The sequence below is a fragment of the Lactobacillus sp. ESL0701 genome (assembly GCF_029433445.1).
GTDB lineage: Bacteria > Bacillota > Bacilli > Lactobacillales > Lactobacillaceae > Lactobacillus.
The window spans coordinates 37,483-63,637 of record NZ_JAQTIC010000001.1 but is presented as its reverse complement, the minus strand read 5'-3'; the positions used below and the strand labels follow the sequence as shown (position 1 = coordinate 63,637).

The window sequence follows — 26,155 nt, the reverse complement described above, 5'->3', positions numbered from 1 at the left end:
TAACCTAGATTCATCTTTTTATCAATGTTAAACTAGTTTTTGTTATTACTTTATTAAAGAAAAGGATAGTAGTATGCTGCAATTAAAAGATTTACGTAAATCCTACCATGTGGGCGATACTGTCACACATGCACTTGATGACGTTTCGATTTCATTTCGCGATCAAGAATTTGTTGCCATTTTAGGTCCAAGTGGTTCTGGTAAAACAACCATGTTAAACGTCATCGGCGGTCTTGACCGCTATGACTCAGGTGACTTGATTATTAACGGCAAATCAACCAAGAATTTTAAAGAAACAGACTGGGATGCATACCGTAACAACTCTGTTGGGTTCGTTTTTCAAAATTATAACTTAATTTCACACTTATCAATCATTGCCAACGTTGAATTGGGGATGAATTTATCAGGTGTGCCGACTAACGAACGCCACAAACGAGCAATTGAGGCTTTAACAGAAGTTGGTCTAAAGGAACATATTAATAAGAAGCCTAACCAATTATCCGGCGGTCAAATGCAACGTGTAGCAATTGCCCGAGCCTTAGCTAATGATCCCGACATTTTACTCTGTGATGAGCCAACTGGCGCCCTTGATACTGAAACTTCTGAACAAATCATGCAGTTAATTAAGCGCGTTTCAAAAGATCGTTTAGTTATCATGGTTACTCACAACCCAGAACTTGCTAAGGAATATGCTTCCAGAATTGTTAACTTCCAAGACGGTAAAATTCTTGATGATTCTGATCCTTATCAGCCTCAAGATGAGAAGGACACGTTCAAGCTTAAACGGACTAAAATGTCGTATTGGAATGCAATTAAATTGAGTTTTACCAATATTATGACTAAAAAAGGTCGGACTACATTGACTGCCTTTGCATCAAGTATCGGTATCATTTCAATTGCGATTGTTTTGGCGCTGTCGAATGGTTTTCAAAAGCAAATCGATACCACAATGAGCAAGGCACTGGCCAAATATCCCGTTTCAATTAGTCAAACAGCAACCAATGTATCAAGCACTAAAGATGATGATTCTGACAAAAACGTTAAGAACCGAGGCTATATTACGGCCAAAGAAAGTGAACTGCAATCATCCACACATCAGAATAAAATTACGCCCCAATATATTAATTACGTCAAAAAAATAAATCCGGACTACGCTAACAATATTTCCTACCAACGTGGTGTTAATCTGAATTTATTAGCTAAAGATGGTAGTAAAATCAAGCGCGTTAAATTCTCAACAATTGCCACTAGCGCTACTAGCGCACAAGAAACTGCATTAGCGGAAGTTCAGGAGAGCAGCGGCTTTGGTTCAGCAGTCTTCCCCACAACTCTTAAATCAGGTAAAACCTCATTCTTGAAGGACAATTACCAATTGCTTAACGGTTCTTGGCCAAAAAAGGCAACTGACCTAATCTTAGTGACAGATAATAAAGATACCGTTAATATCAATGTCTTTAAGAACTTAGGCTTCAAAATTAAAAATGGCGATAAACTGCCATTTAATAAGCTTCTTGGTCAAAAATACAAAATTATTAATAACGACGATTACTACCAAAAGTTGCCAACAGGAATGTTCATTCCACAAAAAGCTGACGCTTCAATGTACAACAAGAGTAAAACCACATTGCGAGTTGTCGGGATTATTCGACCGAAAAATAAGGACTCACTTTCCCTGCTTTCTCCTGGGATCACATATAGCGACCAGTTAACACAAGATATTATCAAGGCAAATGAAAATTCTGCGATTGTTAAAGCGCAAAAGAAGTCTAACCAAAACGTGATGACTGGACAAAATATGAGTTCAGCTGAAAAGAAGCAAATGATGCAAACTATCGGCGGCTCTACTTTACCAATGGGAATCATGATTTATCCAAATAATTTTGATTCTAAAGATAAGGTTTTAGATTACCTCGACAAATGGAACAAGGGTAAAAGTAAAAAGAATAAGATTATTTATACTGACATGTCTAGTGCCGTTACTTCAATGACTGGCGGTCTACTTAACGGAATTACCACAGTTCTTGTTGCCTTTGCCGCAATTTCATTAATTACATCAATGATTATGATCGGAATTTTAACCTATACTTCCGTTCTTGAGCGAACTAAAGAAATTGGTGTTCTTAAGGCTTTAGGAGCCCGTAAAAAAGATATTACACGTGTATTTGATGCGGAAACATTTATTTTGGGGATTTTTTCAGGCGTTTTAGGAATTGTTATTGCCTACCTGCTTACCTTCCCAATTAACAGCATTCTCTACAACATCACTGATCTATCAAATGTAGCACAACTTAATCCAGTGCATGCATTAATTTTAATCATTATTTCAACGATTTTAACTTTGCTTGGTGGTCATCTCCCTGCACGAATGGCAGCTAAGAAAGATGCAGCTATTGCATTAAGAAGTGAATAATTTTAGCAATTAAAAGTTCTGTTTCATGTGTAACATTGAGCAGAGCTTTTTTGCTAGACAATTTTAACTAACAGGTGAAAACAATGAACGAACAAGAAAAAGCACAACTGCAACGCTATTTAGATCAAATGGGTTTCGTTAAGATTTGGCCTGGAAAAGCTAATAAACGTCACTTAATTTTAAAATATTTAGCCAGCAAATTTAAAGTTAACCATAAATATTCAGAACCCGACGTTAATCTAATTCTTCGTAAATATGTCGATGACTATGTCACTCGCAGACGTGACTTGATTGAAGCACATCTTTTAGAACGAACAGATGATTGCAGTAGTTATTTTAAATCAGAGAAATAAAATTAATTTTTGCTCCTTTTTAGATTGACGAATTGGCATATACCAATTTATAATTAGTTTATCAGTATAGGAGGAGCAACTATGAAAATAATTACAACTGAAAGCAATATCCAAGGTAGTGTTGAAGCGTTCAAAATTTTTAAGCACGAAATTGCAAGCGGTGCTAAAGTACTCGGTCTTGCTACTGGTTCTACTCCAGTAACTTTATATCAGAAATGGACTGCAAGCAGCCTGGATACCAGTAATTTAATCAGTATTAACTTAGACGAATATGTCGGTCTAACTCCTGATAACGATCAAAGTTACCACTATTTTATGCAAAAACATCTTTTTGATAAGAAGCCGTTTAAAAAAACTTACCTGCCTGATGGAATTAAGGCAATCAATGATCCAAAAGGCGCCGCAGCTGATTACAATAAGATTATTGCGGAAAATCCAATCGACGTCCAACTTTTGGGAATTGGTCAAAATGGTCATATCGCCTTTAATGAGCCTGGAACTCCGTTCGACTCAATTACTCATGAAGTAAAATTAACCACTAACACAATCAAGGCAAATTCTCGCTTTTTCAATAATATTGATGATGTTCCCAAATCCGCTATTTGCATGGGCATTGCCAACATTATGTCAGCCAAAAAGATTATACTCATGGCCTTTGGTACTAGCAAAGCCAAGGCAATCAAAGCAACGATTATGGGACCTGTCACGGAAGATGTACCGGCATCAATTTTACAACGGCATCCTAATGTCACCGTGATTGTTGATCACGCTGCTGCAAGTGAACTAACTAAATAACCCAATTTTAAAGAAGCGCTGTAATTAATCCAGCGCTTTTTTATGTACTTATCTATATAAAGACAAAATAACATACTTATTGGTGCATATTATTAACTAACAAAATAATCAAGGTTTATGATAAGTTTAAATACACAAAGGATGTGATCAATTGAAGCGTAGTAAAAAATGGCTATTAATATTATGCCTAATAATTGTTTTACCCTTGCCAACTTATCTTTTATGGCAAACCAGTGGCTTTTGGCAAAAATATTTACAGCTAAAGTTACCATCAATTAGTGCCGTTAGTCCAATATTCACTTGGTACTTAATTGCCGTTAGTGCCGTTATGGTTGTTAGTTTAATTATTAGTTTATTAATTTTGCTTTTTTGGCCAACGCAACGTAGTTTTAATTTAATTCCCAAACAAAGCGGTCAGGTAAAAATTACTAGCAAGGCTGTCAACGGCTTTATCTTAAGCTCATTAAACGACCTTCCCTACTTAAACAATGCTAAAGTTGATTCCAAATTAACTAAGCGGCGCATTAAAATCAATGTGCGTGGCGATCTTGGAGCTGGTGAAGACGTAGCTAATTTACTTGAAGATTATCTTCAAAAAGTAAAAGTTGATCTTAAACAACTATTAGGAATTGAGCAAAAGCCAAAAATTATAATTAAGTTTACTAACTATCATAACGGTGAAGTGCCTGATAAGCGCGTTCAGTAAAGGAGGCTAAAATGAAAGAAAATTTGCAGAATCATCTTCCAGAAATAAGTGGCGCTATCATTGGACTGCTGTTAGCATTTTGCTTTTTGTGGCTAGGCTTTTTTAAGACGATTTTTGTAATTGTAATGTTAGTCTGTGGTCTAATAGTTGGGCATTTTTGGCCGCTACTAAAAAAGTTAATGAATAAGTAATTTATCAAGGAGATTTTTAATATGGCACAAGCAAAGTCAAATCAAGAAATTAAAGGCGAACTAAAATATGATTCTAAAGTGATTCAAAAAATCATCGGTATTGCATTATCAGGCATCAAGGGACTATTAACTGTTGATGGCGGCTTCTTCTCAAATTTAACTGATAAAATTGTTAATAATAACGATGTTACAACTGGTGTCAATGTCGAAGTTGGCAAGACGCAAGTTGCCGTTGATATTGATATTGTTGCAGAGTATGGCGTACAAATCACTAAATTATACGACCAAATTAAAGAAAGAATTTATAACAAAGTCAAAGAAATGACTGGTCTTGATACTGTCGAAGTTAACGTCACTGTTGTTGACATTAAAACGCAGGAGCAACATCAAAAAGATTCCGTTAGTCTGCAAGATCGCATTACTGGTGCGACCAAGACAACCAAAGACAAACTTGATAATCAAAAAGACAGACAAAAAACAGAAGACAACGACAAAAAAGACAGAGTAAAATAATTCCCCTTACCTTTCAAATAAAAATAGCAGTGAGCTGATCACTGCTATTTTTATTTCCCAGGAAATATCTACTCAATTATGATAATGCAACAATTCTCTGCTTGCCCTTTTAAAATAATTTCACCATAATTTATTTATCAAATATGGAGGAAAGAAAAATGAAATTTGGTGAACACTTAAAACAGGCGCGAATTACGCGGCATCTAACTCAAGAAGAAGTCGCTGAAGACTTCTTCGTCAGCAGACAGACAATTTCTAGTTGGGAAAACGAAAAGACTTATCCTGACATGTCTAGTCTGATTAAGTTAAGTGACTACTACCAAATTTCTCTTGATACCCTATTAAAGGAGGATTCAGGCATGCGTGAATATCTAGAAAAAAAGAATGTTGCCCAAGAATTAAAAAATATCAAAAAATATTTAGAGTTGATCGACTCAATAATATTAATTGTTTGCTTAGCTGAGATGCTTGATATTATTAAACTTCACGGCTTTTTCTTGCTGCTAATATTAATTCAAATTCCTTTAGTAAAGGCTATTAGACATATCAATGATTTTAATAACTTAAACAATTTAGGGATCGAATCAAAGTATCACCAATTCTTTAAAAAACATGGTTGGCTAGAATATCTTATTTTTATAATAATACCTCTGATGCAATTATGTGCTAACTTATTACACGATCCCCAATCAGACCATCTAATGGACATCATTGGTGCAATTATAGAGATACTGATACTTTGGTTGTTTGCTTACATATTCAACAAAAAGCACAATTATTAATATTTAGAAGCGAGATTAATCATGTTTTCAGAATCAACTATTAAAAAATGGCATTTTTGCCAAACTTTAGCACAATCAATTATTTTATTAGCAGTTCTTATTTTAAGACTAGTCAAGCAGCATTTTTTCTTATCAAACAAAGCCTTGACATCATGGATACTCATCCTAATTTTAGCAATTCTTAGCTGCCTACAATTTACATTATTAAAAAAGAAACAAAATCCCCATAGTCGACTAGTCCAATTTAATTATTATTGGGAAAGCTTCAGTATTACATTATCGCTCCAGCTCACATTGTACGTAATAATCATAATCTTAAATAAATACCATATCCTAACTAATACTTTTTGGATTGCATTGGCTACCCTGTATTCACTTATCATGTATATTCCAATGGCTAAACTAGCACTAAGCAAAATCAAAAGTACTTGGGGCAGAATTTTTATTGCTTTTATCATGTTTTCACTTTTGCTTTCTGCACCAGATACCTTTACATATACTAAAAAAATTGCAGATTGGTTAATAATTCTTAATACTTCCGGATTCAGCGGCGGAATAATTTTTGTCATCATTATGTTAATCGCGATGCACGATTGGGGATTTCAGCTGCCAAATTGGCGCATTAGTAAACGAGCCTCTAAAGCAATTATTGGAATTATTCTGTTATTCATCATTGTTAAGTGTCTATTTAATGGCTTCAATGCTAGTGAATCCTGGACAAGTATTTTAACCTCTTGGAACTTCCACCTAGCAAAGTCGATAACAATTCCTATTTTCGATTCTATTAAAGCCGGGTTTGCCGAAGAATGGCTAATGCGCTTTTGTGTTTTAAATTTATTACTACGATATTTTAAAAACTATCACAATCAAATTCTCTGGTCCGTTTTAAGTGATGGGTTAATTTTTGGCTTATTACATTCAACAAATTTAGTTGCACAGTCTGCTTCTGCCACCTTGCAGCAAATGCTAGGCGCTTGTTGTGCCGGCTTTGTTTTCGCGGCAATCTATTTATACTCTGACTCGATTTTAATCAGTATGGGGTATCACGCCCTATACGATACTGCAATGGCAATCACAGCAGGTTCACTAACAATGACTTCACCTTCCGCTTTTGACTGGCAAGAAACTATTCTATTAGCATTCATTGATATTATTTTTGCTTACTTTTTAATTTCCGGCTCACGAAAAGATACAATTGAGTATAATTTAAGATGTAGAAAATTATGACTTTATGAGGTTAAAAATATGAGATTTGGTGAGCATTTAAAACAAGTTAGACTTGCAAAAAATTTAACTCAAGAAGAAGTTGCTGAAGACTTTTTTGTTAGCAGACAGACTATTTCCAGTTGGGAAAACGAAAAAACCTATCCGGACATGGCTAGTCTAATCAAATTAAGTGACTATTATCAAATTTCTCTTGATACCTTATTAAAAGAAGATTCAGGCCTGCGCGAATATTTAGAAAAGCAAGATGTTATCTCAAAACTAAGGCCGATTAAACGCTACTTAACACTTACTGCGTTTGCTTTAGCAATCTTTTGGCTGCTTGAATTTAATGGCTTAACTCACCTCCATCTATTCAATCTATTACTATTCGCCATAACATTTTTTGTTATTTCTGCCCTGACACGCTTAAACGAATTTGACCAATCTAGTTGCCTCGGCTTGCGGTATCATTGGCAAAAATATTTTGATATTCACTTAACATTTAATCGAATAATGATGATAGGTATTGCCATTATTTTGACTGGAATTACTATTTCACGCATTCGTACAATTAACTTTAGCATTCCTGACACGGCATATTTAATCGGTTATGTTACAGGAGTAATATCACATTCGTTATTTTTTGCTTTATTTATTACTAAATTCTATCAACAATGCTTTTAATAAAAAATCCGACGAGTTATTTGCTTGTCGGATTTTTTGCTTTTTCTTTAGTAAAGTTCCTTGGTTATGTTACATGTGAAACAGCAGCTATTCAATTAGTTGCTTAACTTCACTAATTTCCTTTTCCAAAGAGTGCATACCGTCTAGTACTAAGTCTGCACTCTTTGCAATATACTCTTGATTATCAACATATAATGGTCTAGCCTTTGACAAATATATCTTAGCCCAAGCAATTATTTCTGCTGCAGTTTTATTTTGGTCATCACGAATTATCTGCCTTGCAAAGGCAACGTCTAGTGGTGTTTTGATATAAACTACCCAATTTATATACGGCTTTAAAACCTTATGACAATAACCAAACGGAAAATCAAGCAAAATTAGCGGTACATTATTATATATTTTTCTAAAGTCCCTCATCAATTCACTAATATCGTACTGATTTATAGCATCTTTTAATGGTAATGTTAGTTCTGGTGCGTTGGGTAATTGATCGATATCATAATCATCAAATGAAATAACTTTGCTAGATGAATATAACTTGCTTAGTTGATTAATTAATGTAGTTTTCCCACTCGCGGTTACGCCACTGATTACAAGTACTTTACTTTTCATTGATTTTCCCTGCTTAAAAAAGATTAATTCACTATAAATTGAAACAAAATTAATAACAATTTATATTGTAAAGCTGATGCTTATACGATACAATGATTTCATCAAGAATTAACTTTTACACTGAAAGGATACCCCATGAACAAAACTGCAAAAATTTTAGGTTTATCAGTTGCAGCGTTAAGTTTAGCAGGCAACTGCTTCACTACAAACGAGGTTAGTGCTAAAACTACTACCACACATATTACTGGCAAAAAGGACGTTAAAAAGACGGCTAAGGGTACTAAATATGGCTTTAAAAAGGCTTTTGTATTTTCCAAAGAATTACAAGGTAAATGGTACAGCAACAACAATTTAACTCCTGATCCTCTCGAAATAGGTAAATCATCATTAGTTCTGCCATATACTGGTAAAAAAGCTAAGGCCATAGTTATCGGCAAAGTTAAGGGAACTAACAAGTACACGTGGCAAATGAGTGGCAGCTGGAAGTCAAAACATGCCAAAGCCTTTGCTAACGTAATGCGCGGTTCATATAAGACGATTAATCAGACTAAATGGACTATTCTTAGTCCAGCCGACGAAAAATCAATTAGTGTTGGATTTGCTTATACTGTTAAAGATGAAAAGATTGATGGTGAAACTATCAGAGTTGTTTTTGAAGCAATCCCAGATAATGGTAAGGTAATCAACCAATACTTCACGAGCAAAGACTTAGCCAATAAATATTCTGCAACTAAATTTACTGACATGATTTATTCAGATATTAATCTAAAATAATATTATTTTTATAAAAAGAGACGAGTAAGAATTATATTCTCACTCGTTTTTTGTGTTTCATGTGTAACACTCACGCTTCAATATATTATATACAAATATATAATATTAGCAAAACAAATATTTTTTTGCTCTGCAATATACAAAATCACTTGACATTTATGTAACCAGTTTAATTAACTTTTCCCTTGTTTTACCCCTACATCTCGTATTAAACTTATTAAGTATCAATATGTTGTATTTAAGAAAGAGCGTGATTCAAGTTATTGTTTTAAGCGGGCCAATTGGAGCCGGTAAATCCAGTTTAACCAGTATTTTAGCTGAACATTTAGGTACTCAAGCCTTCTATGAGGGAGTCGACAGCAACCCTGTTCTTCCTCTGTATTACAAGGACATGAAGCGATATACGTTTTTGCTCAATATCTACTTGCTCAACCACCGGATAGCACAGATCAATCAAGCAGTTAAAGAAAAAAATAGTGTTTCAGACCGGTCAATTTATGAAGATGCCCTCTTTTTCAAAATGAACGCGGACAGTAACGTCGCTGATCCTACAGAATTTCAAATTTACGACGGTCTGCTCGAAAACATGATGGAAGATACTCCTGGCAATCCAAGTAAAAAACCGGATTTACTCATTTACATTCATGTATCGCTGGAAACAATGCTCAAACGCATTAAAAAGCGCGGTCGCTCTTATGAACAAATCAGTACAGACCCTAGTCTAAAAGACTATTACGCACGCCTTATTCGCTATTATGAGCCGTGGTATAAAAATTACAATGCTTCCCCTAAAATGGCAATTGATGGCGATAAATTCGATTTCATTATCGATGAAGATGCTAAACAAAAAGTTTTGCGGCAAATTGATGACAAATTGCGCGAAATAGGTAATTTAAAATAAAGAAGGAACGTGATGACAGTTATTGTTTTAAGCGGGCCAATTGGAGCCGGTAAATCCAGTCTAACCAGTATTTTAGCAGATTATTTAGGTACCAAGCCTTTTTACGAAAGCGTTGATGACAACCCTGTTTTACCGCTTTTTTACGCTGATCCTAAAAAATATGCTTTTCTATTGCAGGTGTTTTTCTTAAATACACGTTTTCGCAGTATTAAAAATGCTTTAACAGAAGACAACAATGTTCTAGATCGGTCAATTTATGAAGATGCCCTCTTCTTCCAAATGAACGCTGATATTGGGCGGGCAACTCCAGAAGAAGTGGACACATATTATGAACTATTAAATAATATGATGCGTGAGCTTACTCATATGCCGAAAAAGAACCCTGATCTGTTAGTTCATATCAATGTTTCTTACGAAACGATGATCAACCGAATTCAAAAACGTGGTCGTCCTTATGAACAGCTTAGCTATGATGCAACTCTTGAAGACTATTACAAACGTCTTTTGCGCTATTACAAGCCATGGTATGAAAAGTACGACTACTCACCTAAAATGGAGATTGATGGCGATAGTCTTGACTTTATGACCGATGAAAATGCACGTAAAACTGTCTTAGACCAAATCGTAGCCAAATTAAAGGAAGTTGGTAAATTACCTGAGTCATGGGATAAGCCAACAGATATCAAAATTTCCAAGTAGCTTTAATTATAACTGCTTGACTTATCGAATTAAGCAGTTATAATTAAAAGAAAATTAAAAAGGTTATGAGCAGACTAGTAATATTTAGGACTTACCAGAGAGTGTCAGTTGCTGTGAAGACATAAAGTGCCTAATACGAATCACACCTGCGAACCGTTTTTCTAAATAATGTAAGAAATTCCGGCGGTACCGTTATCACCTCAGTTTTCCATTTTATTGTTAAACTGACTGAGGCTATTCACGTGAGTAAATAGCAAATTGAGGTGGAATCGCGTTAAGTCGTCCTCTTAGACAAATTGTCTAAGAAGGCGGCTTTTTTCTTCTTACAAATAAGAAATTCCGGCAGTCCCGTTATCACTACAGTTCAATCTTGCGTATAAGATTGAACTGACTGAGACTATTTGCGTGAGCAAATAGCAAATTGAGGTGGAACCACGATTAAACGTCCTCTTAGACTGAAGTCTAAGGGGACGTTTTTATTATATAAGGAGAAATGCCATGAATTATATCAATGCCATCTTGCCTTCCCTAATTCAGGGAGCGCAAATGACCTTATCACTGTTTTGTTGGACACTTATTATTTCTATTCCGTTGGGAATTATTATTAGCCTAGGCCTAATCTCACATATTAAGCCTTTGCAACTATTTTTAAAATTTTACGTTTGGATTATGCGGGGAACGCCGCTACTACTGCAATTAATTTTTGTTTTTTACGGCTTACCTATTATCGGTGTCATTTTTCAGCGCTACGATGCGGCTTTATTTGCCTTCATTCTTAACTACGCCGCCTACTTTGCTGAAATTTTCCGGGGCGGGTTTCAAGCAATCCCCAAGGGTCAATACGAAAGTGCTAAGGTTCTGCGATTAACTAAAATGCAAACTTTAAGACGTATTGTCATTCCCCAAGTTGTCAAAATTGTTATTCCGTCGATTGGCAATGAGGTTATCAACTTAATCAAAGATACTTCATTAGTCTATGTTATTGGACTTGGCGACCTCCTGCGGGCTGGAAATGTAGCTACTGCACGCGATGTTACCCTAGTTCCATTAGTTTTAGTTGGCGTTATCTATCTTGCAATGACAGGAATTGCATCTTATCTTTTAAAGAAAATTGAAAATAATTATTCCAAATGGAAATAATTGGAGGTAATTAGATGTTAGAACTCAAAAATATTACCAAAAAGTTTGGTCAACGAACAATTTTAGACAAAGTCAATTTATCCATACCCAGTGGGCAAATTTTAGCGATTGTCGGACCATCAGGAGCTGGTAAAACGACCTTATTGCGGTGTTTAAGCGGACTAGAAAATATTGATTCCGGTAAATTCTTATGGGACGGGCAAGAATTCAATCCGGCAAAACCAGCTGATAGCAGTCAAATAATTGGCGTTGTCTTTCAGGATTACCAATTATTCCCTAATTTAACCGTCCTAGATAACATTACATTGGCGCCAATTCTAGCCCTTAAAAAAGCCAAAAAAGCCGCTGAAGAACAAGCCCAAAAATTACTTGAGCGGCTAAATTTAGCTGGTAAAGAACAACTCTATCCTGCGCAGCTTTCTGGTGGTCAGCAGCAACGAGTGGCAATTGCTCGCGCTCTAGCCATGAAGCCGCAAATTCTTTGTTATGATGAACCAACTTCAGCCCTTGACCCCGCTTTGCGTGGTACTGTTGCCGAAATAATCCTAAAATTAAAGCGTGAAGAAAACATGACGCAAATTATCGTTACTCACGACATGGATTTTGCCAAGGATGTTGCAGATACAACATTTACTGTTACTGATCTCAGCCAAAGGAGGTCAAATTAAGTGAAACGTAAAAATCTTTTCACTCTCATAATAATTTTTTGTTGTGGCATTTTCCTTACTGGTTGCAGCGATGTTTCGGTTGGTAAAAGAGCCAGCCAAACCGATAATTGGCAAAGATTAGAGAAACGCGGTTACGTAACTGTTGGCGTTGATGACACCTTTGTACCAATGGGTTTTCGCCAAAAAAACGGACAATTAATCGGTTATGATGTTGATCTAGCCAAAGCAGTTTTCAAATTGTACAATATGCGAGTTAGCTTCCAGACAATTGACTGGTCAATGAATACCACTGAACTAAAAAATGGAACCATTGACTTAATTTGGAATGGCTTTAGTAAGACACCTGAACGACAAGCAAAGGTTGGCTTTAGCAAAACTTACTTATATAGCGAGCAGCTGCTAGTAACCAAACGTAAAAGCCATATTAATTCTTATGCCGATATGACTGGAAAAACATTGGGCGCACAAACAGGTTCTTCTGGCTATAACGACATTATGAAACAACCTCAATTACTTAAAAATCGCATCAAAAATCATGATCCTGTCCTGTATGATTCCTTTACCAATGCCTTTATTGACTTAAATGCCGGCCGAATTCAGGGATTATTAATCGATAGTACCTACGCTAACTACTATATTTCTCGGCAAAAGCACCCAGATGACTTTACTGTCATTCACGGACCATTTCCTAAAGATGCCTTTGGTGTCGGCATGAGAAAAAGCGACACAACTTTACGAAACAAAATTAACGCTGGTTTAGATAAGTTGGCTCAAAATGGCACCCTAGCTAAAATTAATCGCAAATGGTTTGGCTCGGCTGCTGATACGCCGTTATTGAAGAAATAATTAATCTAATTGAGCCAAAACTGTAGCAATACCATCATGATTATTATCTTGGGTAATTACTTCAAATTTTGTCTTTAAATCTTCCGGTGCATTACCTAATAATATTGGATGGCCAACCGTTTCTAACATCGTTTCATCATTATAATTATCACCAAAAGCCCAGCAATCAACCAGTTTAACATTAAACTCCTGCGCCAAAATTTCAATACCCTTACCTTTTGAAACACCCTTAATCATTACTTCCAACAAATTAGGTGCAGATTTAACAATATATAATTCTGGGTATTTTACTTTTAATTCTACTTGCTCTTCGTCCAATAATTGTGGCACGCCCATAATCAATACTTTGTGTACTCCTTGAAGCTTTTCAACTTGAGTTATTGAACTCGGCATTGCTTTAACACCAACTTTTCTCTCCTCTTGTTCAACTAATTCATGATTATTTCCCGGGAAATAGTACCAATTATAGCCGCTGTAAACATTCCAAACAGTGCCATTGTTCTTCTCTTCAACATACCGACAGATCTCGACAGCTTGATCGGCAGTCATGAACTGCGAATTTAGCGGTCGCCCCATTTCATCTAAAACTAAAGCACCATTGTAGGCAACCAGCGGACAACTGTTCATAATTTGTCCCGCCGCAGTCATAATCGCTTGCGGCATGCGACCAGATACTGGCACAAAAATATTGCCTTTAATTACTTGTCTACGAATTGCATCTCGAGTTTTAGGTGTTACTTGCAGTTCCGAGTTGAGCAAGGTGCCGTCAATATCCGAAAAAAGTAGTTTTGCCATAATTTCTCCTTAACCATTTCTTTAGTTACTAATAATTGACTATATTTTAACGATTATCACTAGTTCAGGTCAATCATGATTAGCAAGCGATAATTACCCTTTAGCAAAATATTCGCTCAGATAATTCGTGTTTGCAATTATTTTTCAGAGTGATAGACTTAAATAGTCGAAAGTTAAATTTTAAACACGAACATTAATCTGTGGGAGAGAGATAATGAATTTTATCAAGAGTTATTTTCAACTCGACAAATATAACACTAGCATTAAAGTTGAATTTCTTGCTGGCCTAACTACTTTTATCAGTATGTCATACATCCTGTTTGTTAATCCAAGCGTCTTAGGTGCAAGTGGCATGAATACTGGGGCGGTCTTCACATCAACCGCTCTAGCCAGCGCACTAGGAACCGCAATTATGGGGATTGTCGCTAATTATCCAATTGGTGAAGCACCAGCTCTTGGAATTAACGCTTTCTTTGCTTATACGGTTTGTGTGGGCATGCATGTTTCATGGGAAACCGCACTGGCTGCAGTGTTTGTAGCATCAATCATCTTCATTTTAATTACTTTGTTTAAATTACGCGAAAAAATTATCAATGCTATTCCAGCTGACTTAAAATTCGCTATTTCTTCTGGTATTGGTCTATTCATTGCCTTCTTGGGAATGCAAGACGGTGGTCTAATCGTCGGCAACAAGTCTACTTTAGTCGGCTTAGGCTCGCTTCATGATCCAGCTGTCTGGATTACCATCTTCGGCTTAATTGTTACTGTTATTTTGATGATTTTGAATGTTCCCGGTGCAATTTTTATCGGGATGGTATTAGCAGCTATCTTTGGCGTTGTTACCGGTCAAATTTCACTACCTACTAAAATAATTTCTATGGCACCAAGCATTGCACCAACCTTCGGTCAAGCCGTCTTTCACGTGAAAGACATCAATTCATTGCAAATGTGGGTTGTCGTCTTAACGTTCTTACTAGTTACCTTCTTTGATACTGCCGGAACTTTAATTGGCTTAGCTCAACAGGCTGGCTTTATGAAGGACAACAAGATGCCACGAGTTGGTAAGGCTTTAGCTTCTGACTCAACCGCGATGATGGTTGGTTCTGTCTTGGGTACCTCACCTATCGGTGCATTTGTTGAATCAAGCGCCGGAATTGCGGTCGGTGGTAGAACTGGTTTAACTGCTGTCTTTGTTGCTATTTTCTTCTTGATTTCAATGATTTTTAGCCCGCTGCTTGGCTTATTTACCACTCACGTAACAGCACCAGCATTAATTATTGTCGGCGTCCTAATGGCGCAAAATACGGCTCACATCCATTGGAATAAAATGGAAATTGCGGTACCTGCCTTCCTAATTTTAATTGGTATGCCGCTAACTTATTCAATTTCTGATGGACTTGCCCTAGGTCTAATTACTTACCCAATCTGTATGGTTGCCGCTAAACGTGGTAAGGAAGTAACACCAATGATGTGGCTACTATTCTTCGTCTTTATCTTCTTCCTTTGGGTATTAAATTTCTAAATAAATACTTCAACTTTGAAAAGAACGAATCACATGATTTGTTCTTTTTTGTTTTCTAAACGTGTAAAAGTTAGCAGTTTAGTTATATACTATTTACATTAGTTCTTTTTAATTTAATATTTTGGAGGAAAAAATGACGACACTAGAAAAAGTCTTTCATTTAAACGATGCTCATACCACTGTCAAACGTGAATTAATCGCTGCATTAACCACTTTTGTCAGCCTCTCCTACATCCTTTTTGTTAACCCGAACATTCTGCACGCAGCTGGCATTGATAAAGGTGCTGCCTTTACGGTTACCGCGATTTCGATCGCAATTGGCTGCTTTATCATGGGGTTAGTTGCTAACTATCCAGTTGCCTTAGCACCAACACTTGGCAGTGCTGCTTTTTTTGCTTATAACGTCTGTGGCGGGATGCACATTAACTGGCAAACTGCCTTAGCTGCCGTTTTAGTTGCTTCGGTTTTGTTTGTTCTAATTACTATCCTTAAATTGCGCGAAAAAGTAGTTGATGCCATTCCGCAAGACTTAAAATACGCAATTTCTGCCGGAATCGGTCTGTTTATTGCCTTTATTGGCTTGCAGAACGGCAAGCTGATCGTTAACAGTGATTCTAATCTTGTAACTTTAGGCAAATTTAATTCACCCGCTGTCTGGATCACCTTATTCGGGTTAACCCTAACCGTTGTCTTAATGGCAATGAATATTCCCGGTTCTATCTTTATCGGCATGGTTGTAACTGCCGTGTTCGGTATCATGATCGGGCAAATTGCCCTGCCTAAAGGGATTATCGCCAGTGCACCAAGCATTGCGCCAACCTTTGGTCAAGCAATTTTTCATTTAAAAGATATTAATACACCGCAACTATTCATGGTTGTTCTAACCTTCCTGCTAGTTACCTTCTTTGACACTGCTGGTACCTTAATTGGAATGACTGAACAAGCAGGCATGGTTGATAAAAATGGTAAAATTCCACGGATTGGCCGCGCATTTTTATCAGATTCTGCCGCGATGGTTGAAGGAGCTATTCTTGGAACAGCCCCTCTAGGAACTTCAGTTGAATCTAGTGCCGGAATCGCAATGGGCGGTCGCACAGGATTAACCGCAATTTTTGTTGGTATTCTATTCTTAATTAGTATGATTTTCAGTCCACTACTAGCAGTTATTCCAACAACGGTTACTGCACCAGCACTAATTATTGTCGGCGTCTTAATGGCTGGCAATTTAAAAAAAATCCATTGGGAAAAATTTGAAATTGCCTTACCTGCCTTTTTAACAGTTGTTGGTATGCCGCTGACCTACAGTATTTCTGATGGATTAGCCTTAGGTATGATTGCCTACCCAATTACAATGATTGCTTCTAAACAGTCAAAAAAAGTTTCACCAATGATGTATATTCTGTTTGTTGTTTTCGTTGTTTTCTTCTTAGTTACAAACATGTAATTAAGTAAAATAAAAAGCTACCTAAAAGGTAGCTTTTTTGCATGATTTTTTAATAATTGTTAAACTAGATATATTTGAATAAGGAGATGATAATTGCATGACTAGTAAGTTTACTTACTGGTCATCATTATGAATAATATAAAAACAGATAAACAAAATTATAAAAAGGCACCATTATCAAAAGTTCATTTGCGTGTCTTAATAGCTATTATTTTAGGTCAAATTGCATGTGGCTTTTCACTGGGGATTAGCGGAACTGCACTAACAAATGCCAGTAAATATATCCCAATTAATGCCTTGTGGACGGGATTAATTGGCGCTGGTGCCTTATTGGGTCTGTCTAGCTCAATGCTAATCGGTCGTTTATCAGATAAGATTGGCCGCAGCCGCATGTTAATGATTAACATGTATCTTTTAGCAGTCTTAACACTGTTACATTTGTTAACGGCTAATTTCTTTCTAACCTTCTTAATTAGAATTGGGATAGGGTTAATGATGGCGGTCGATTATACTGTTGGCAATTCATTATTGACCGAGTGGCTGCCTAAGGGAGAAGACAGCAAGCAACAAAGTCATCTACTTATTTTTTGGTCGATTGGCTTTATTGCAGCTTACTTAACAGGCTCATCGTTAACTGGTTTTGGCGCGTTCACTTGGCGAATTATCCTAGCAACAGGATCCATCCCAGCACTAATCGCTGCCGTCTTTCGCAGCTGCTTTCCTTTGCCGCCATCACCAAGTTGGCTGGCAAGCAAAGGCAAAGTTAAACAAGCAAACTTCTTAATTGGCTTTTTACTTGGACGCAAATGGGGCATTCCCCATTTCAAGCACCAGCATAAAGTATCCCAAAATATCTCATGGACCATTCTCTTTAGTAAAAAATATTTACGACGAACGCTTGTTGGCGGTTGTTTTTATGCTTTACAAGCATTTTCATTTTTTGGTATTAGCATTTTTTTACCAATCCTTCTGCAGGGAATGGGCGTTACTAACGAAGCTGTATCAGGGATTATTTACAACCTTGGAATGATTATTGGTGTTTTTCTGGGAACGCTAATTTTTGATAAAATTAGTCGGCGAGCATTTTTAATTAGTAACTTTTCAATATCTGGTTTATTAATTGGGTTTTTGGCATTTATGACCAAGGCTCCAAATGCTGCTAAATTGGTTATTTTTAGCTTATTTGCAATTATTCTGTCTGCAGGTTTGGTATTAGATTACCCTTATCCCACAGAATTATTTGATGTTAGCATCCGGGGAACAGGAGTTGGTACCTGTATTACAATTAGCCGTATCGGTGCGGCAGCAGGCACTTTCTTATTACCAATCTTAACCAATATCGGTGGCGTTAAATTAGCCATGCTAGTTTGTGCCGTCGTGTTACTGGCAGATTCCCTACTCTGTCTTTTCTGGGCGCCAGAAACCTCACCCCAATTTATAAAAAAATAAAAAGACTGCCCTGATGGCAATCTTTTTAGTATTAGATTTAATACCTAAAAAACAGCTAAATAAATTTAGCTGTTTTTTTGTGTTACACGTGTAACACAATTATTTTTCTTCATACCATTGTGTATGGAAGACACCTGGTCGATCATTCCTATTGTAAGTGTGTGCACCAAAGTAATCACGTTGTCCTTGAATTAGGTTCGCAGGTAAACTTGGGTTAAAAATTGATTCCAAGTAATTAAGTGCTGCACTCAAGGTTGGTGTTGGAATCCCAGCTTTAGTTGCCAATTCGACTACTTGCCGCAAAGCACCAATATTTTGCGTCATTAAATCATTAAAGTAACTATCTTGGAACAAATTATCCAGCTTTTTACCATTATCATAGGCGTTTTCAATATCTTTCAACATTGATGAGCGAATAATACAGCCAGCTTCCCAAACTTGAGCAATTGCTGGGTAACGCAAATCCCAGTTATAAGCATCTGCAGCCATCTTCAATTGTTGGAAGCCTTGAGCATAAGCAACAGCTTGACCCAATTGCAAAGCCTTGCCTAAATTATCTACCAAATCAGCTGGTACTTCACCATTCCAAGTAATTTCCTTGCCTGAACGTGTTGATGCCTTAGACATAAACCGCGCCAAAACAGCTTCTGCAATTACACTAATCGGTGTGCCTAAGCGAATAGCATCCTCAAGCATCCAGTTACCAGTTCCCTTGTATGAAGCCACATTTAAAATATGGTCAATCACGTAATCAGGAGTTAAGTCATCTTTTTGCTTCAAAACTTCCGCTGTAATTTCACTAAGGTAAGCCTCAACAACTCCTTGGTTCCAATCAGCAAAGATTTGCGACATTTCGTCATTAGTCTTGCCCGCGATTTTACGTAAGATATCATAAACTTCAGAGAATTCCTGCATAATGCCGTATTCAATTCCGTTATGAACCATCTTAACGTAGTGACCGCTACCTTCAGGACCAATAAAGCTAACACATGGGCGACCTTCAGTATTTTTAGCAGCAATTGCTTCTAAAATAGGCGCAACTTGCTTATAAGCTTCTTCATCGCCGCCCGGCATCAATGCTGGACCATTCAAAGCCCCTTCTTCACCACCGGAAACACCCATTCCGATAAAGTGAATACCATGCTTCTTCATTTCGTTGAACCGACGGTTAGTATCATTAAAGTTAGAATTACCACCATCAATTAAAATATCGCCCTGATCAAGCAAAGGCAATAAAGTATGTAAAGTTTCGTCAACTGGACGACCAGCGGCGATTTGAATTAAAATTTTGCGGGGTTTCTCTAATGAATTGACGAATTCTTCCCAAGAATAAGTAGGTTTTAACTTATCGTCTTCATATTTCGCAAAAGCATCAACTTCCGGCTTGTCAATACTATAACCAGAAACAGAAAAGCCACTATTTCTGACGTTTAAAGCAAGATTCTTACCCATTACAGATAAGCCAATTATTCCAAATTGTTGCATATTTTATCCTCCACTATTAAATTTATCCTCTATTATTATACTTATAAGTATGCAAAAAAGCGAAACCTTTTTATTAGTTCCGCTTTTTTATTTGTAATATTAACGATTAATTAACATTAAGCTTCTGAAGCACCTGAAGCAGCATCTTCATCATCTGAAATACCAAAAGCATCATCGTTAACGCCGTATTTTTCAGCAAAGTAGCTGAATGGCTTCAAACCTTGTGCTTGGTACTTCTCAACAAATGCTGGGTCATCAAGAGTATTCAATTCAGTTGAGTATGGCATGTCGTGAGTAAGCTTAACGTCTACTAACATTGGCTTATCAGAACTCTTCCATTCCTTAACTGCATCTTCAAATTCTTGCTTAGTACGTACAGTTACACCCTTAACGTTCATACCTTCAGCAACCTTAGCCCAGTCGTTATCTGGAAGGATAACACCTGATAATGGTTGGTGTGATTGGTCTTCTTGTTCAGCTTGGATGAAACCAAGAGTTTCGTTAGTGAAGACAACGTTCATGATGTGCATGTTGTAACGAGCTTGGGTCAATAATTCTTGACTCATCATTGCAAAACCACCGTCACCGCCGAGGTTCCAAACTTCACGGTCTGGGCAAGCAGTTGCAGCAGCTACAGCAGCTGGTGAACCAAAGCCCATAGTTGCGTACAAGCCTGAAGTTGCCCAAACTTGGTTATCGTGCAAGTTCATCAAACGTTGGAAGTCAATGTTGATGTTACCAACATCGATACCAAACATAGCATCGTCTGCAGCGTACTTATTAATAATGTCAAAGATTGGTTCACGACGAATTGGCATTTCATCTGCATCGTCAAAGCTGTGTTGCCATTCTTCCCAGTTCTTACGGTCTTCAACACCAGCTTTGTAAAGTGGTGATTCTTCACGAGCTTCACCAGCATCGATGATCGCTTGTAAACTCTTAGCACCGTCAGCCAAAATTGGAAGATCAACAGCGTGACGCTTACCTAATTTTTCTGAATCGATGTCGATTTGGATCATCTTAGCCTTAGGGTTAAAGAAGTAGCTTGAGAATGGTGAGTCGTTACCAACCCAAACAACCAAGTCAGCATGAGTTTGGATGTCGTCACTGGCCTTAGGAGCACAACGACCAATTGAACCCAAGTATGCTGGGAATGCATCTTCAACAATACCCTTACCAAGAACTGATGACATAATTGGCATCTTGAACTTGTCTGAGAAAGCCTTCAATACATCGCCGTGACCCTTAAGTCCCATACCGAAGTAAACTACTGGGTTAGTTGCTTCTGCAATCATCTTAACTGCGGCATCAATTGATTCCTTAGTTGGTGCAGCGTAGTTAGGCATAGCAGTTAATGAGTTAGCAGTAACACGGAAGTTGTCGCTGATCTTTTCCCAACCAAAGTCTTTTGGCAAGATTAAAACAGCAGGACCCTTCTTAGCATATGCTTGACGAAGAGCTTCATCCATCATCCGTGGAATTTGATCAGCTGCTTTAACTTGGTGGTTCCAAACAGCAACGTTGTCAAACCAAGGCTTTTCATCAAAAGCTTGGAAGAAGTTCATGTCTTGACGGCTAACAGGAACGTTAGCTACGATAGCTACCATTGGAGTCTTGTCGTATTTAGCGTCGTATAAACCGTTCATCAAGTGAACAGCACCAGGTCCAGCTGAACCGAAACATACACCAACTTTACCAGTTAGCTTGTATTCAGCTGAAGCAGCTAAAGCACCAGCTTCTTCGTGACGAACTTCGATAAACTTAAGCTTATCTTTGAAATTAAGAATAGCATTCATAGTTGAATCGAATGAACCACCTGGATAACCAAAGATGTGGTCAATATCCCAATCAACTAATACTTGAAGCATTGCATCTGAGCCATTAATTTTTGTCATTTGAGCGTATCTCCTTCAAATAAATCACTTACATACAGTATTAAAACATATAATTTCATAATTACAAGTAACTGAATTGCAAATAAATTAAGCTTCAGAAGATAACTAACAAAATACAAAAAGTAACATAATCATAAATTATAAAGTTGTCAATTTAACGTTAAGTTGATTATATAAGTTAGAAATCGCTTTATTTGTGATATTTTATAGATATATTTTGCTTTTATCAAACAATAACACTGTTATTATATATTTGTATAAATAAAAAAACGAAATCAAAATAAATTGATTTCGTTTCTCTAAAAATAATTAATATTGTTTATTAAGTATTAGTGTTCTGAGGCACTTGAAGTAGTGTCAGTTTCTTCTGGTTCTGGTTCTGGTTCTTCTTCTTCAGAAGCGCCTGAAGCAGCGTCTTCTACAAGACCGTACTTTTCAGCAAAGTAGCTGAATGGCTTCAAACCTTGTGCTTGGTACTTCTCAACAAATGCTGGGTCATCAAGAGTATTCAATTCAGTTGAGTAAGGCATTTCATGAGTGAACTTAACGTCAATTAACATTGGTCCATCCATTTGCTTCCATTCCTTAACTGCATCTTCAAATTCTTGCTTAGTACGTACAGTTACGCCCTTAACATTCATACCTTCAGCAACCTTAGCCCAGTCATTGTTAGGGAGAATAACACCAGATAATGGTTGATGTGATTCATCTTCTTGTTCAGCTTGAATGAAACCAAGAGTTTCATTAGTGAAGACAACGTTCAAAACGTGCATGTTGTAACGAGCTTGGGTTAATAACTCTTGGTTCATCATTGCGAAACCACCGTCACCGCCAAGATTCCAAACTTCACGTTCTGGATGAGTAGTAGCAGCAGCAAGTGATGCTGGGGTACCAAAGCCCATAGTTGCGTACAAACCTGAAGTTGCCCAAGTTTGGTTATCATGTAAGTTAACTAAACGTTGGAAGTCAATGTTGATGTTACCAACATCAATAGCAAACATGGCATCATCTGCAGCATATTTGTTAATAATATCAAAGATTGGTTCACGACGTACAGGCATCTCATCTGAATCAACAAAACTTGCTTGCCATTCATCCCAGTTCTTACGATCTGCAAGAGCAGCCTTGTAAAGTGGAGATTCTTCACGATCTTCACCAGCATCAATCATTGCTTGCAAAGTCTTAGCGCCATCAGCCAAAATTGGAACATCAACAGCATGACGTTTACCCAATTTTTCTGAGTCAACATCAATTTGGATAACCTTAGCCTTAGGGTTAAAGAAGAATACTGAGAATGGTGAATTGTTACCAACCCAAACAACTACGTCAGCATGGGTTTGAATATCATCACTAGCTTTTGGAGCAACACGACCAATTGAGCCCATGTATGCTGGAAATACATCTTCAACAATACCTTTGGCAATAACTGATGACATAATCGGAGTCTTAAATTTGTCAGCAAATGCCTTTAATACATCGCCATGACCCTTCATACCCATACCATAGTATACTACTGGATTCTTAGCTTCTTTAAGAACTTTAAGAGCCTTTTCAACATCAGTCTTCTTAGGAGCTGCATAGTTAGGAATAGCTTCTAATGAGTTATAAGTTACACGGAAGTTATCGTTAATCTTGTCCCAACCAAAGTCCTTAGGAAGGATTAGAACTGCAGGACCCTTCTTAGCATATGCTTGACGAAGAGCTTCGTCCATCATGCCAGGAACTTGGTCAGCTGTTTTAATTTGGTGATTCCAAACTGCTACGGAATCAAACCAAGGCTTTTCATCAAAAGCTTGGAAGAAGTCAATATCTTGACGACTAGTTGGTACGTTAGCAACGATAGCTACCATTGGTACCTTGTCGTATTTTGCATCATACAAACCGTTCATCAAGTGAACAGCACCAGGTCCAGCTGAACCAAAACATACACCAACTTTGCCAGTGAATTTGTATTCAGCAGCTGCTGCCAAAGCACCAGCTTCTTCGTGACGAACTTCAATGTATTTTAACTTACCTTTGAAGTCGTGAATAGCGTTCATTGTTGAGTCAAATGAACCACCTGGGAAACCATAAATATGATCAATATGCCAGTCCAACAAAACTTGGAGCATAGCATTTGCGCCATTAATTTTTGCCATTTTAAAGTGCATCTCCTTAAATACATGTTTACTTACATAATGTATTAAAACATATAATTTTACAATTTCAAGTATGCACTTACGTTAATAAAGTACTGGTATTTCAGGCGATAACAAGAAATATTTTCACAATTTTGATAGCACTATCATTGATAACGCTTTTACAGCAATATTTATACTTGTTATTAGTTGATCATTCTCTAAGCATAATGGGCAAATTTTAAACATAAAAAATTTAAAATATTTTTTTACTTTTCAATTTTTTCATAACGACCGTTTTGAATATAAACACTCAAAATAGCCAAATCAGCTGGATTAACGCCCGAGATTCTTTCTGCCTGAGCTATTGTCTCAGGGCGAATCTTAGTGAATTTTTGCCTTGCCTCAGTCGCCAAACCATCGATTGCATTATAATCAATGCCTGCTGGAATCTTTTTAGCCTCTTGACGATGAAGACGATCAATCTGAACTTGTTCTTTTTTAATATATCCAGCATATTTAATATTGATTTCAACTTGCTCTTTAACATAGCGATCTGGCGAAATTTTCACTCCAGTGAGCCGTTCAATGTCATCAATTGTTACTTTAGGACGTCTTAAAAAGATATCTGCTTTAACACCAGCGCTCATTGCATTTTCGCCAATTCCACTCAAATATTGTTGAATTTCGAAATTCGGATGAATGGTTAAACTAGCCAATTTTGCCTTAACAATTGCAATTTGTTTTTTCTTATCTTCAAACTCAGCGTAGCGTTCATCTGAAATTAAGCCGAGCTTATAACCATAATCAGTTAACCGTAAATCTGCGTTATCATGACGCAAAATTAGCCGATATTCAGCTCTTGAGGTAAGTAAACGATATGGTTCTTCAGTTCCCTTAGTCACCAAATCATCAATTAATACCCCAATGTAGGCTTCATCCCTACCCAAAGTAAAGCCAGGCTTATCAGCAGCACGCAAAGCCGCATTAATACCGGCAATTAATCCTTGACCAGCGGCCTCTTCATAGCCTGAAGTGCCGTTCATTTGACCAGCCGTAAACAGATTCTTAATATTTTTAGTTTCTAAAGTATGCTTTAACTGCCATGGATCAACAACATCATATTCAATTGCATAACCTGGGCGCATCATTTCGGCATGCTCTAACCCGGCAACTGTATGCAGCATTTGCAGCTGAATTTCTTCTGGCATTGAGGTCGAAAAGTCGCCAACATAGACTTCTTTAGTGTTTTTACCTTCTGGCTCAAGAAAAATTTGGTGACGTGGCTTATCAGCAAAACGGACAACCTTGGTTTCAATTGAGGGACAGTAACGTGGGCCAACACCCTTGATTTGACCAGAAAACATCGGTGAACGCGTCAGATTTTCGTTAATAATCTTATGTGTGTCTTGGTTGGTATAGGTCATCCAACAAGAAACTTGCTCTTTTAAGTAGTCTTCATCCCTACTGGTAAATGAAAAATGCCGCGGCTCCTGGTCACCTGGTTCCTCTTCAGTCTTAGAATAGTCAATGGTATTGCCGTTGACGCGGGGTGGAGTTCCCGTCTTAAAGCGGCGCAATTTAAAGCCTAATTTTTCCAAATTTTCGGACAATTTAATTGCCGGTACCGTATTATTAGGACCCGAAGAATAATTCAACTCACCAATAAAAATCCGGCCACGAGCAGCTGTTCCTGTTGTCAACACAACACTCTTAGCATGGTAGCGCGCACCAGTATTCGTAATTACCCCCGTACATACCCCATCTTCAACAATTAATTCATCAACTGTTGCCTGCCGCAAAGTCAAGTTAGGGGTATTTTCAATGACATCCTTCATTTGATCATGATATTGCCACTTGTCAGCTTGAGCCCGCAAAGCGCGCACAGCTGGACCCTTACCCGTATTTAGCATCCTCATCTGAATATAGGTAGCATCAATATTTTTACCCATTTGGCCGCCCAAAGCATCAATTTCACGTACAACTGTCCCCTTAGCTGGACCACCAACTGACGGATTACATGGCATAAAGGCAACCATATCAAGGCTAATTGTCAATAATAAAGTTTTCTGGCCCATTCTGGCACTAGCCAAGGCGGCTTCACTGCCGGCATGACCAGCACCAACAACTATGACATCATAATCATTTGAGTCGTAACTCTTAATCAT

At 37.3% G+C, this 26,155-nt stretch carries 24 protein-coding genes and 1 other annotated feature; of the genes, 18 read left to right on the top strand and 6 right to left on the bottom strand.

Annotated elements, in window-relative coordinates:
* Positions 1–73 precede the first annotated feature (73 nt).
* The 9 genes from PT281_RS00300 (at position 74) to PT281_RS00260 (ending at position 7,640) form a co-directional block, all read left to right on the top strand.
* Positions 74–2,410 (top strand): ABC transporter ATP-binding protein/permease, encoded by a 2,337-nt coding sequence (locus PT281_RS00300; RefSeq protein ID WP_277151035.1) that lies wholly within the window; start codon positions 74–76, stop codon positions 2,408–2,410.
* A gap of 83 nt (positions 2,411–2,493) precedes the next feature.
* The gene (locus PT281_RS00295; RefSeq protein ID WP_277151034.1) at positions 2,494–2,763 is read left to right on the top strand and encodes a DUF2087 domain-containing protein; all 270 of its coding nucleotides are present in this window, start codon (positions 2,494–2,496) and stop codon (positions 2,761–2,763) included.
* An 81-nt stretch (positions 2,764–2,844) separates the two neighbouring features.
* Positions 2,845–3,558 (top strand): glucosamine-6-phosphate deaminase, encoded by a 714-nt coding sequence (locus PT281_RS00290; RefSeq protein ID WP_277151033.1) that lies wholly within the window; start codon positions 2,845–2,847, stop codon positions 3,556–3,558.
* A 151-nt stretch (positions 3,559–3,709) separates the two neighbouring features.
* Positions 3,710–4,264: an alkaline shock response membrane anchor protein AmaP gene (gene amaP, locus PT281_RS00285; RefSeq protein ID WP_277151032.1), complete on the top strand. Its 555-nt coding sequence runs from the start codon at positions 3,710–3,712 to the stop codon at positions 4,262–4,264.
* An 11-nt stretch (positions 4,265–4,275) separates the two neighbouring features.
* On the top strand, positions 4,276–4,455 hold the full coding sequence (locus tag PT281_RS00280) for a DUF2273 domain-containing protein (protein ID WP_277151031.1): 180 nt from the start codon (positions 4,276–4,278) through the stop codon (positions 4,453–4,455).
* A gap of 21 nt (positions 4,456–4,476) precedes the next feature.
* Complete coding sequence (locus PT281_RS00275) at positions 4,477–4,968, top strand: Asp23/Gls24 family envelope stress response protein (RefSeq protein WP_277151030.1); 492 nt, start codon at positions 4,477–4,479, stop codon at positions 4,966–4,968.
* A 158-nt stretch (positions 4,969–5,126) separates the two neighbouring features.
* Entirely contained in the window at positions 5,127–5,750 is a 624-nt protein-coding gene (locus PT281_RS00270; protein ID WP_277151029.1) for a helix-turn-helix transcriptional regulator, read from the top strand.
* Positions 5,751–6,143: 393 nt separating this feature from the next.
* Positions 6,144–6,977: a CPBP family intramembrane glutamic endopeptidase gene (locus PT281_RS00265; protein WP_277151028.1), complete on the top strand. Its 834-nt coding sequence runs from the start codon at positions 6,144–6,146 to the stop codon at positions 6,975–6,977.
* Positions 6,978–6,995: 18 nt separating this feature from the next.
* Positions 6,996–7,640 (top strand): helix-turn-helix transcriptional regulator, encoded by a 645-nt coding sequence (locus PT281_RS00260; RefSeq protein ID WP_277151027.1) that lies wholly within the window; start codon positions 6,996–6,998, stop codon positions 7,638–7,640.
* An 87-nt stretch (positions 7,641–7,727) separates the two neighbouring features.
* Here PT281_RS00260 and PT281_RS00255 read toward each other — a convergent pair whose 3' ends face one another.
* Positions 7,728–8,252, bottom strand: coding sequence for an adenylylsulfate kinase (locus PT281_RS00255; RefSeq protein WP_277151026.1), 525 nt, complete (start codon positions 8,250–8,252; stop codon positions 7,728–7,730).
* A 135-nt stretch (positions 8,253–8,387) separates the two neighbouring features.
* Between PT281_RS00255 and PT281_RS00250 the strand changes: the two genes are divergently transcribed.
* The 6 genes from PT281_RS00250 to PT281_RS00225 all read left to right on the top strand — a co-directional run bounded on the left by PT281_RS00250 (position 8,388) and on the right by PT281_RS00225 (position 13,280).
* The gene (locus PT281_RS00250; protein ID WP_277151025.1) at positions 8,388–9,026 is read left to right on the top strand and encodes a hypothetical protein; all 639 of its coding nucleotides are present in this window, start codon (positions 8,388–8,390) and stop codon (positions 9,024–9,026) included.
* Positions 9,027–9,276: 250 nt separating this feature from the next.
* The gene (locus tag PT281_RS00245) at positions 9,277–9,927 is read left to right on the top strand and encodes a deoxynucleoside kinase (protein ID WP_277151024.1); all 651 of its coding nucleotides are present in this window, start codon (positions 9,277–9,279) and stop codon (positions 9,925–9,927) included.
* Positions 9,928–9,939: 12 nt separating this feature from the next.
* Positions 9,940–10,626, top strand: coding sequence for a deoxynucleoside kinase (locus PT281_RS00240; RefSeq protein WP_277151023.1), 687 nt, complete (start codon positions 9,940–9,942; stop codon positions 10,624–10,626).
* A 56-nt stretch (positions 10,627–10,682) separates the two neighbouring features.
* Positions 10,683–10,916, top strand: a binding site (T-box leader).
* Between the two features lie 208 nt (positions 10,917–11,124).
* On the top strand, positions 11,125–11,766 hold the full coding sequence (locus PT281_RS00235; RefSeq protein ID WP_277151022.1) for an amino acid ABC transporter permease: 642 nt from the start codon (positions 11,125–11,127) through the stop codon (positions 11,764–11,766).
* A gap of 14 nt (positions 11,767–11,780) precedes the next feature.
* On the top strand, positions 11,781–12,434 hold the full coding sequence (locus PT281_RS00230; RefSeq protein WP_277151021.1) for an ATP-binding cassette domain-containing protein: 654 nt from the start codon (positions 11,781–11,783) through the stop codon (positions 12,432–12,434).
* Positions 12,435–13,280 carry an amino acid ABC transporter substrate-binding protein gene (locus PT281_RS00225; protein WP_277151020.1) on the top strand — a complete coding sequence of 282 codons (846 nt, stop codon included), beginning with the start codon at positions 12,435–12,437 and terminating at the stop codon, positions 13,278–13,280. It abuts the gene before it with no gap.
* Here PT281_RS00225 and PT281_RS00220 read toward each other — a convergent pair whose 3' ends face one another.
* On the bottom strand, positions 13,281–14,078 hold the full coding sequence (locus PT281_RS00220; RefSeq protein ID WP_277151372.1) for a Cof-type HAD-IIB family hydrolase: 798 nt from the start codon (positions 14,076–14,078) through the stop codon (positions 13,281–13,283).
* Between the two features lie 211 nt (positions 14,079–14,289).
* On the opposite strand from PT281_RS00220, the gene PT281_RS00215 reads away from it, so the two are divergent.
* From PT281_RS00215 to PT281_RS00205, 3 genes are all read left to right on the top strand, one after another.
* Complete coding sequence (locus tag PT281_RS00215; protein ID WP_277151019.1) at positions 14,290–15,597, top strand: NCS2 family permease; 1,308 nt, start codon at positions 14,290–14,292, stop codon at positions 15,595–15,597.
* Between the two features lie 133 nt (positions 15,598–15,730).
* Positions 15,731–17,041 carry an NCS2 family permease gene (locus PT281_RS00210; RefSeq protein WP_277151018.1) on the top strand — a complete coding sequence of 437 codons (1,311 nt, stop codon included), beginning with the start codon at positions 15,731–15,733 and terminating at the stop codon, positions 17,039–17,041.
* A 129-nt stretch (positions 17,042–17,170) separates the two neighbouring features.
* Entirely contained in the window at positions 17,171–18,490 is a 1,320-nt protein-coding gene (locus PT281_RS00205; protein WP_277151017.1) for an MFS transporter, read from the top strand.
* A gap of 99 nt (positions 18,491–18,589) precedes the next feature.
* On the opposite strand, the gene gndA is transcribed toward PT281_RS00205, so the two are convergent.
* The 4 genes from gndA to mnmG form a co-directional block, all read right to left on the bottom strand.
* A complete protein-coding gene (gene gndA, locus PT281_RS00200; RefSeq protein WP_277151015.1) occupies positions 18,590–19,975 on the bottom strand; it encodes an NADP-dependent phosphogluconate dehydrogenase in 1,386 nt (461 codons plus the stop codon).
* A 116-nt stretch (positions 19,976–20,091) separates the two neighbouring features.
* Positions 20,092–21,870 (bottom strand): pyruvate oxidase, encoded by a 1,779-nt coding sequence (gene spxB, locus PT281_RS00195; RefSeq protein ID WP_277151014.1) that lies wholly within the window; start codon positions 21,868–21,870, stop codon positions 20,092–20,094.
* A gap of 329 nt (positions 21,871–22,199) precedes the next feature.
* Positions 22,200–24,008: a pyruvate oxidase gene (spxB, locus tag PT281_RS00190; RefSeq protein ID WP_277151013.1), complete on the bottom strand. Its 1,809-nt coding sequence runs from the start codon at positions 24,006–24,008 to the stop codon at positions 22,200–22,202.
* A 248-nt stretch (positions 24,009–24,256) separates the two neighbouring features.
* The gene (gene mnmG, locus PT281_RS00185) at positions 24,257–26,155 is read right to left on the bottom strand and encodes a tRNA uridine-5-carboxymethylaminomethyl(34) synthesis enzyme MnmG (protein WP_277151012.1); all 1,899 of its coding nucleotides are present in this window, start codon (positions 26,153–26,155) and stop codon (positions 24,257–24,259) included.

Coding starts and splice junctions, on each gene's coding strand:
- PT281_RS00300 (WP_277151035.1), top strand. CDS start 74: ATGCTGCAATTAAAAGATTTACGTAAATCCTACCATGTGGGCGATACT.
- PT281_RS00295 (WP_277151034.1), top strand. CDS start 2,494: ATGAACGAACAAGAAAAAGCACAACTGCAACGCTATTTAGATCAAATG.
- PT281_RS00290 (WP_277151033.1), top strand. CDS start 2,845: ATGAAAATAATTACAACTGAAAGCAATATCCAAGGTAGTGTTGAAGCG.
- PT281_RS00280 (WP_277151031.1), top strand. CDS start 4,276: ATGAAAGAAAATTTGCAGAATCATCTTCCAGAAATAAGTGGCGCTATC.
- PT281_RS00275 (WP_277151030.1), top strand. CDS start 4,477: ATGGCACAAGCAAAGTCAAATCAAGAAATTAAAGGCGAACTAAAATAT.
- PT281_RS00270 (WP_277151029.1), top strand. CDS start 5,127: ATGAAATTTGGTGAACACTTAAAACAGGCGCGAATTACGCGGCATCTA.
- PT281_RS00265 (WP_277151028.1), top strand. CDS start 6,144: ATGGCTAAACTAGCACTAAGCAAAATCAAAAGTACTTGGGGCAGAATT.
- PT281_RS00260 (WP_277151027.1), top strand. CDS start 6,996: ATGAGATTTGGTGAGCATTTAAAACAAGTTAGACTTGCAAAAAATTTA.
- PT281_RS00255 (WP_277151026.1), bottom strand. CDS start 8,252: ATGAAAAGTAAAGTACTTGTAATCAGTGGCGTAACCGCGAGTGGGAAA.
- PT281_RS00250 (WP_277151025.1), top strand. CDS start 8,388: ATGAACAAAACTGCAAAAATTTTAGGTTTATCAGTTGCAGCGTTAAGT.
- PT281_RS00240 (WP_277151023.1), top strand. CDS start 9,940: ATGACAGTTATTGTTTTAAGCGGGCCAATTGGAGCCGGTAAATCCAGT.
- PT281_RS00235 (WP_277151022.1), top strand. CDS start 11,125: ATGAATTATATCAATGCCATCTTGCCTTCCCTAATTCAGGGAGCGCAA.
- PT281_RS00230 (WP_277151021.1), top strand. CDS start 11,781: ATGTTAGAACTCAAAAATATTACCAAAAAGTTTGGTCAACGAACAATT.
- PT281_RS00215 (WP_277151019.1), top strand. CDS start 14,290: ATGAATTTTATCAAGAGTTATTTTCAACTCGACAAATATAACACTAGC.
- PT281_RS00210 (WP_277151018.1), top strand. CDS start 15,731: ATGACGACACTAGAAAAAGTCTTTCATTTAAACGATGCTCATACCACT.
- PT281_RS00205 (WP_277151017.1), top strand. CDS start 17,171: ATGAATAATATAAAAACAGATAAACAAAATTATAAAAAGGCACCATTA.
- gndA (WP_277151015.1), bottom strand. CDS start 19,975: ATGCAACAATTTGGAATAATTGGCTTATCTGTAATGGGTAAGAATCTT.
- spxB (WP_277151014.1), bottom strand. CDS start 21,870: ATGACAAAAATTAATGGCTCAGATGCAATGCTTCAAGTATTAGTTGAT.
- spxB (WP_277151013.1), bottom strand. CDS start 24,008: ATGGCAAAAATTAATGGCGCAAATGCTATGCTCCAAGTTTTGTTGGAC.
- mnmG (WP_277151012.1), bottom strand. CDS start 26,155: ATGATTAAGAGTTACGACTCAAATGATTATGATGTCATAGTTGTTGGT.